This window comes from Micromonospora sp. NPDC048170, assembly GCF_040652795.1.
In the GTDB taxonomy this organism is placed as follows: Bacteria; Actinomycetota; Actinomycetes; order Mycobacteriales; family Micromonosporaceae; genus Micromonospora.
The window spans coordinates 155292-162297 of sequence record NZ_JBEZMR010000013.1; the positions used below are offsets into that span (position 1 = coordinate 155292).

Sequence of the window (7006 nt, forward strand, 5' to 3'; positions counted from 1 at the left end):
CGGCCGCCGGTGTTGACCCGCTCAGCGACGGGTGTGGTCGCGGAAGCCCCGGCCGCTCTTGCGGCCCAGATAGCCGGCGGTGACCAGGTGCTCCAGCAGCGGCGCGGGCGCGAAGCCCGGCTCGCGCAGTTCCAGGTAGAGCTCCCGCTGGATGGCCAGCGCGACGTCCAGGCCGACCACGTCGAGCAGCTCGAACGGGCCCATCGGGTAGCCGCAGCCCAGCTTCATCGCGTGGTCGATGTCGTCGGCGGTCGAGTAGCTCGCCTCCAGCATCTTCACCGCGTCGTTGAGGTACGGGAAGAGCAGCGCGTTGACGATGAAGCCGGACCGGTCACCGCAGACCACGCCCGTCTTGCCCAGCGCGGCGCAGACCGCTCGGGCGGTGGCGGTGGTCTCCGCCGAGGTGCGGATGGTCTCCACGACCTCGACCAGCGGCATGAGCGGCGCCGGGTTGAAGAAGTGCAGCCCGACCACGTCGGCGGGCCGCTGGGTGGCCATCGCGACGTCGATCACCGGCAGCGAGGAGGTGGTGGTGGCGAGCACGACGCCCGGCTTGCAGATCTCGTCGAGGCTGGCGAAGAGGGCCTTCTTGACGCTCAACTCCTCGACCACGGCCTCGACGACGAGGTCGACGTCGGCGAGGTGTTCCAGGGTGGCCGACCAGTTGATCCGGCCGAGCGCGGCGTCCCGGTCGGTTTCGCTGAGCTTGCCGCGCACCACGCCCTTGTTGAGCGAGGTCTTGACGGCCTCGAAGACCTTGGCGGACTTCTCCGCGCCCCGGGTCACCGAGACGACCTCGTAGCCGGCCTTCGCGAAGACCTCGATGATGCCGGTGGCCATCGTCCCGGAGCCGACGATACCGATCTTGGTCACGACTGCGGGGCTCGCAAGCTCGCTCCCGGCGCCCCCCGCCGCGTAGATCGCGCCGGTGCCGTCGCCGAGCGCCGCCTCCGTCACCACCGGCGTCCGCTCGTCGGGTACGACGACCGGGGAGCCCGGCCGCTCGTAGGTGTAGAAGCCCCGGCCCGACTTTCGACCGAGCAGCCCGGCGGTGACCATCTGCTTGATCAGCGGTACCGGGGCATGGCGGCGGTCCCGCCCGCCGCGCCGGTACATGGTGTCGAGGATCTCGTACGCGGTGTCCAGGCCGATCAGGTCCATCAGCGCCAGCGGGCCCATCGGCAGGCCGCAGCCGAGCTTCATGGCGGCGTCGATGTCCTCGCGGGTGGCGTAGTGCGACTCGAACATGCCGACGGCGTGGTTGAGGTAGCCGAAGAGGAGCGCGTTGGCGATGAAGCCGGCGCGGTCGCTGATGGTGACGTCGACCTTGCCGAGTCGCTTGCAGAGCGCCTCGACGTCGGCGACCACGTCGGCGGAGGTGACCACGGTGCGGACCACCTCGACCAGCTTCATCACCGGGGCCGGGTTGAAGAAGTGGATGCCGATCACCTGGTTGGGCCGGGTGGTGGCGACCGAGATCTCGGTGACGCTCAGCGACGAGGTGTTGGTGGCCAGGATCGCCTCGGGCTTGCAGACCCGGTCCAGCTCGGCGAAGATCCGCTGCTTCAGGTCCAGGTGCTCGGGCACCGCCTCGACGACCAGGTCCACCGAGTGCAGCGCGTCCAGCCCGACCGCGAACCGTACGCGGCTCAGCAGCGCGTCCCGGTCGGCCTCGGCGAGCTTGCCCTTGGCCACGGCCCGGTCGGTCGACCCGGTGAGGATGGCCCGACCGCGTTGCAGCGCGTCCTCCGAGATCTCGACCGCGACGACGTCGACCCCGTTGCGCGCGAATACCTCGACGATGCCGGCACCCATGGTGCCCAGACCCACAACGCCCACGCTGGTGAACTCGCGCGCCACGACCAGCCTCCTCAACTACTCCGAACGGCCGCATGAACGACCATTAAGGTTATGCGCGCGAGTCTGCCACGCGACACTGTGTTGTCGAGGCGCCGTGGGAAATTTCACGAGCCCGGCGGTCAGCCCGCCTCGTCGGTCAGCCTCAGCAGCTCGGCGACGAACTCGGCCGGTCGCTCCAGGTGCGGGCTGTGCCCGCAGCCGGGGAGCAGCACCTCACGGTACGCCCCGCCGGCCGCCGCGTAACGCTCCAGCACCGCCCGGGTCTGCCCCACCATCGGCTGCGCCGGGCAGGCCCCCTCCCCCGGCCAGCCGGGCACCACACCCAGCGAGCCGAGGTGGGCCAGGTCCATCATCGCGGTGTCCGAGACGATCACGTCGGCGTCCCCGTGGACCCAGGTGATCGGCGGCTTGACGGCCACGGCGACCAGCTCGTCGGCGACCCGGAAGTGCGCCGGGGAGAGGGCGTTGAGCACGCCGCGCCGCCCCGGTGCCGTGCCGGGCCAGTTCGCCGAGGCCACCGCCGTGCCGGGATAGTTGCCGTCGCCGGTCGCGGTGGAGAGGAGGCTGTCCAGCAGCAGTTCCTCGTCGTCGCCGAGCGAGGCCGGGTCCGCCACGTACGTGGCCCGCAGCACGGCGCGCGGGCTGGCCGGGTCGTCCGCGCTCCGGTCGCCGGCGGCCAGCCGCTTGACGAACTCCTGGTTGGCGGTGCCGCCGCCGGTGCCGGCGAAGTCGGGGGTGGTCGGCGTCCCCGTGAGGTCCCGGGTGCCGCCGTAGCCGTACGGCGACACGGGCGCCGCTAGCAGCAGCGCGCCCACCCGGTCGGGGTGGTCGACGAGCAGCCGCATGGCCACCCCGCCGCCGAGCGAGTGCCCCGCCACCACCGGCCGGGCGCCGGGCACGAAGAGGGACGGCTCGTCGAGCAGCGCGGCGACGTCGTCGGCGAAGTCGGCCAGCCCCCGGGTCGCGTCGACCGGGGCGGTGTCGGTGAGCCCGTAGCCGCGCAGGTCGGGCGCGACCACCCGGAGCGTGGCCGGCAGTCGCCGCACCAGCGGCTCCCAGAACGCCGCCGACGAGCAGTTGCCGTGGATCAGCAGCACGGGAACGCCGTCCGGCGGCCCGGCCACCCGTACCGCCTGGGTGATTCCGTTCGCCGACACCAACTGCTGTCCGGTCTCCATCCGCCGGATGCTGCCACGACGGCGTCGGACGCGTCCATGGGCCGGCCCGCCACCTTCCAGCACCGGAAGGTGTGCTCCGGCGTCCGCCACCGACCCGGTCAGTACGGGGCGGACAGGATCGCCGGAACCACCACCGCGCCGGCGTCGGGTGCGGCCGGGGCCGCGATCGGCAACGGCAGGGTCGGACGGCGGTCGCGGCGCGGCTCGCCGAAGCTGAACCCCACCGGGTCGGTGCGCGCCACGCCCGGGTCGAAGATCCGCAGCTCGGTGCGGCCCAGCCGGATCACGTCCCCGTCGGCCAGCCGTTCCACGCCGACGATCCGCCGGTCGTTGAGCCAGGTGCCGTTGGTGGAGCCCAGGTCCGCCAGGGCCACCCCCTCGCCCGTCAGCCAGACCTCGGCGTGCCGGCGGCTCAGATGGCCGTCGTTCACCACGATGTCGGCGGTCGACGCCCGGCCGATGACCTGCCGCTCAGGGCCGACCCTGAAGCTCAGCCCCCGCATCGACCCACCGGCCACCGTCAACAACGGCCTCAGTTCCAGATGTTCCTCCATGGACCGTCAGCCTCCACCCCACGCGGCCACCCCGCGCGTCAGCTTGCCATCACACGGTAGTCGCCCCACACCGCCGCGTGGTCACCTCCGCGCCTCCGGCCGGACACCTCGCGTTCGCCGGTTCGGCGGGCACCGATGGAAGAATCATCACAAGTTCGGCCGACACCCGTCCACCCCGCCCCGACCCCACGCGGCCGGTCAGCGCCCCGCTCGACGGGCACGCCCACCACCGCCCGAAGCATGCCTGCCGGCGTTCGGCGAGCTCGGGAGGCATGTCACGCGGGCCGATCCGGCGGGCGGGACCGGGCCCGGAGCCCTACCGGCGAGTAAGCCTCGGGTCTAGACTTCCGCCATGACGGCTGTGCATGTCCCGGGTACCCCGGTCATCGAGGACGGTCGGCTGGTCTCGACGAGCCCGGCGAACGGCGCGGAAGCCGGCCGGCTGCCGGTCGCCACCGCCGAGGACGTCCGACGGGCCGTCGACCGGGCCCGCGCGGCCGGCGGGTGGTGGGCCGGGCTCGGTTTCGGTGGGCGACGGGAGCGGCTGCTGCGCTGGCGCAGCCTCCTCGCCCGACGGATCGAGGAGCTCGCCGAGCTGGTGCACGTCGAGGGCGGCAAGCCGGTCGCCGACGCCATCGTCGAGATCGTCAGCGCCGTCGAGCACGTCGACTGGGCGGCCCGCAACGCACGCCGGGTGCTGGGCCCCCGCCGGGTCCGCTCGCGGTTCATCCTGGCCGAGTTCTCCGCCCACCTCGAATACCAGCCGTACGGCGTCGTCGGCGTCATCGGCCCGTGGAACTACCCCGTCTTCACCCCGATCGGCTCCGCCGCGTACGCGCTGGCGGCGGGGAACGCGGTGGTGCTGAAGCCCAGCGAGTACACCCCCGCCGTCGGGCAGTGGCTGGTCGACACGTTCGCCGAGGTGGTGCCGGAGCAGCCCGTGTTCACCACGGTGCACGGGCTCGGTGACGTCGGGGCGGCGCTCTGCCGCTCCGGAGTGGACAAGGTGGCCTTCACCGGTTCGCCGGCCACCGCCCGGAAGGTGATGGCGGCCTGCGCCGAGTCACTGACGCCGGTGCTGCTGGAGGCCGGCGGCAAGGACGCGATGATCGTCGACGCCGACGCCGACCTGGACGCCGCCGCCGAGGCGTGCGTCTGGGGCGCGCTGACCAACGCCGGCCAGACCTGCATCGGCATCGAACGGGTCTACGCGGTCGAGCCGGTCTTCGACGCCTTCGTCGGCAAGGTGGTCGAGCGGGCAGGCCGGTTGACCGTCGGCCCCGACGACGCCGACATCGGCCCGATCACCATGCCCAGCCAGGTCGACGTGATCCGCCGGCACATCGACGACGCGCTGGCCCGGGGCGGCCGGGCCGTACTCGGCGGCGCGGACGCGGTGCAGCCGCCGTACGTGCGGCCGACCGTGCTGGTGGACGTCCCGGAGGACTCCGCCGCCGTACGCGAGGAGACGTTCGGCCCGACCCTGACCATCAACCGGGTCCGCGACGCCGACGAGGCCGTCACCCGGGCCAACGCCCTGTCGTACGGCCTGGGGGGCTCGGTCTTCGGCCAGCGGCGCGCGGTGGCGATCGCCCGGCGGCTGCGCTCGGGCATGGCGTCGGTGAACTCGGCGCTGACCTTCGCCGGGATGTCCACCCTGCCGTTCGGCGGAGTCGGCGACTCCGGCTTCGGGCGCATCCACGGCGAGGACGGGCTGCGCGAGTTCGGCCGCGCCAAGGCCATCACCCGGCGGCGGGCCCGGTCGCTGCTGCCCTCGACGACCTTCGAACGGACGCCGGCCGACGTCGCCCGGCTCGTGAAGGCCATCAAGGTCATGTACGGCAGGTGACTGTCAGACACGTCCCCACGTGTGTCCAGCGTGGTGGGAGCAGCGTGGCGTCGGGTGTCCCGGCGTGCCTCAGAAGAGGGTGAGCTCGTCGCGCTCGATGCCGCGCAGCCTGTCGTAGTTCACGGCCACGCAGCGGATGCCCCGGTCCGCGGCGAGCACCCGCGCCTGCGGCTTGATCTCCTGAGCGGCGAAGACCCCGGCGACCGGGGCGAGCAGCGGATCGCGGTTGAGCAGTTCCAGGTACCGGGTCAACTGCTCCACACCGTCGATCTCGCCCCGGCGCTTCACCTCGACGGCGACGGTGCCGGACGCGGCGTCCCGGCAGAGCAGGTCGACCGGCCCGATGGCCGTCATGTACTCCCGGCGGATCAACGTGAACCCCTCACCGAGGGTCTCCAGGTTGGCCGCCAGCAACTCCTGGAGGTGCGCCTCCACGCCGTCCTTGCGCAGGCCCGGATCGACACCCAGCTCGTACGAGGTGTCCTGGAAGATCTCCTCCAGGGTGATCCGCAGTTCCTCCCCCGCCTTGTTGACGACCCGCCACACACCGGGGGCCTCCTCCAGCCGGCAGGGCGGGCTCATCCAGTTCAACGGCTTGTACGCCCGGTCGTCGGCATGGATCGACACCGACCCGTCCGCCTTCACCATGAGCAACCTGGTGGCCGGCGGCAGGTGGGCCGAGAGCCGTCCGACGTAGTCCACCGAGCACTTCGCAATGACCAACCGCACCCGACGAGGGTAGCCGAGACCCCGGCCCGCTCCACCGAGCGGCACTGGCGTGCCGGTGCGATGCTGAGCCGGTGTTCGAAGTTCTCACCGGTACCGGTCTCGCCGCCTCGGCGGGCCTGAACGCATACATCCCCCTGCTCACCATGGGCCTCCTGGCCCGCTACACCAGCCTCATCGACCTGCCCGGCGGGTGGCAGTGGCTGGGCAACGGCTGGGTGATCGCGATCCTGGCGGTGCTGCTGGTCATCGAGGTCGTCGCCGACAAGGTCCCGGTGGTCGACCACGTCAACGACGTGGTGCAGACCGTGGTCCGGCCGACCGCCGGCGGCCTGGCGTTCGGCGCGGGCTCGTCCTCGGAGACGGTGACGGTGAGCGACCCGGGCAGCTTCTTCTCGTCCAGCCAGTGGGTCCCGGTGGTGACCGGGGTGCTGATCGCCCTCGGCGTGCACCTGCTGAAGTCCGCCGCCCGGCCGGTCATCAACGCGACCACGGCCGGCGTCGGCGCGCCGGTGGCCAGCACCGCCGAGGACGCCACCAGCGTCGTCATGTCGGTGGTGGCGATCATCCTGCCGGTGCTGGTGCTGGCGTTCCTGCTCGGGCTGGTCGTCTTCCTCTTCTGGTTCCTGCGCCGCCGCTCCGAGCGTCGCCGGGAACGCCAGGCGGCGCGGGCCGCCGGCTTCCGCGTCTGACCGTCGTACGCCCACCGACACGCCTCTCCTACCGGTACGCCACCCCGCCACGTCGAGGCAGCCCCTCGCCGGCTTGCTGGCCGGCCCTTGACTTCTCGGCCCCGGACGCGCAGACGCCGCTGGCCGGCACCCCGGGTGGGGTGCCGG

At 72.5% G+C, this 7006-nt stretch carries 6 protein-coding genes; 2 read left to right on the forward strand and 4 right to left on the reverse strand.

Features of this window, described 5'->3' with window-relative positions; all coding sequences use genetic code 11:
- Positions 1-21: 21 nt before the first annotated feature.
- The 3 genes from AB0D32_RS18930 to AB0D32_RS18940 form a co-directional block, all read right to left on the reverse strand.
- Entirely contained in the window at positions 22-1860 is a 1839-nt protein-coding gene (locus tag AB0D32_RS18930) for a 3-hydroxybutyryl-CoA dehydrogenase (protein WP_357091349.1), read from the reverse strand.
- A 119-nt stretch (positions 1861-1979) separates the two neighbouring features.
- The gene (locus AB0D32_RS18935; RefSeq protein ID WP_357091351.1) at positions 1980-3038 is read right to left on the reverse strand and encodes an alpha/beta hydrolase; all 1059 of its coding nucleotides are present in this window, start codon (positions 3036-3038) and stop codon (positions 1980-1982) included.
- A gap of 98 nt (positions 3039-3136) precedes the next feature.
- Positions 3137-3592: an FHA domain-containing protein gene (locus tag AB0D32_RS18940; RefSeq protein ID WP_357091353.1), complete on the reverse strand. Its 456-nt coding sequence runs from the start codon at positions 3590-3592 to the stop codon at positions 3137-3139.
- 352 nt (positions 3593-3944) lie between these two features.
- On the opposite strand from AB0D32_RS18940, the gene AB0D32_RS18945 reads away from it, so the two are divergent.
- Positions 3945-5441: an aldehyde dehydrogenase family protein gene (locus AB0D32_RS18945; RefSeq protein WP_357091355.1), complete on the forward strand. Its 1497-nt coding sequence runs from the start codon at positions 3945-3947 to the stop codon at positions 5439-5441.
- A gap of 69 nt (positions 5442-5510) precedes the next feature.
- Here the strand turns inward: AB0D32_RS18945 and nucS are convergent, their stop codons facing one another.
- Positions 5511-6170 carry an endonuclease NucS gene (nucS, locus tag AB0D32_RS18950; RefSeq protein ID WP_357091358.1) on the reverse strand — a complete coding sequence of 220 codons (660 nt, stop codon included), beginning with the start codon at positions 6168-6170 and terminating at the stop codon, positions 5511-5513.
- Positions 6171-6241: 71 nt separating this feature from the next.
- Between nucS and AB0D32_RS18955 the strand changes: the two genes are divergently transcribed.
- The gene (locus AB0D32_RS18955) at positions 6242-6859 is read left to right on the forward strand and encodes a DUF4126 domain-containing protein (protein WP_357091360.1); all 618 of its coding nucleotides are present in this window, start codon (positions 6242-6244) and stop codon (positions 6857-6859) included.
- Positions 6860-7006 lie beyond the last annotated feature (147 nt).

Bases quoted from the DNA above. Each gene is read 5' to 3' on its own strand.
- AB0D32_RS18935 (WP_357091351.1), bottom strand. From the start codon at position 3,038: ATGGAGACCGGACAGCAGTTGGTGTCGGCGAACGGAATCACCCAGGCG.
- AB0D32_RS18940 (WP_357091353.1), bottom strand. From the start codon at position 3,592: ATGGAGGAACATCTGGAACTGAGGCCGTTGTTGACGGTGGCCGGTGGG.
- AB0D32_RS18945 (WP_357091355.1), top strand. From the start codon at position 3,945: ATGACGGCTGTGCATGTCCCGGGTACCCCGGTCATCGAGGACGGTCGG.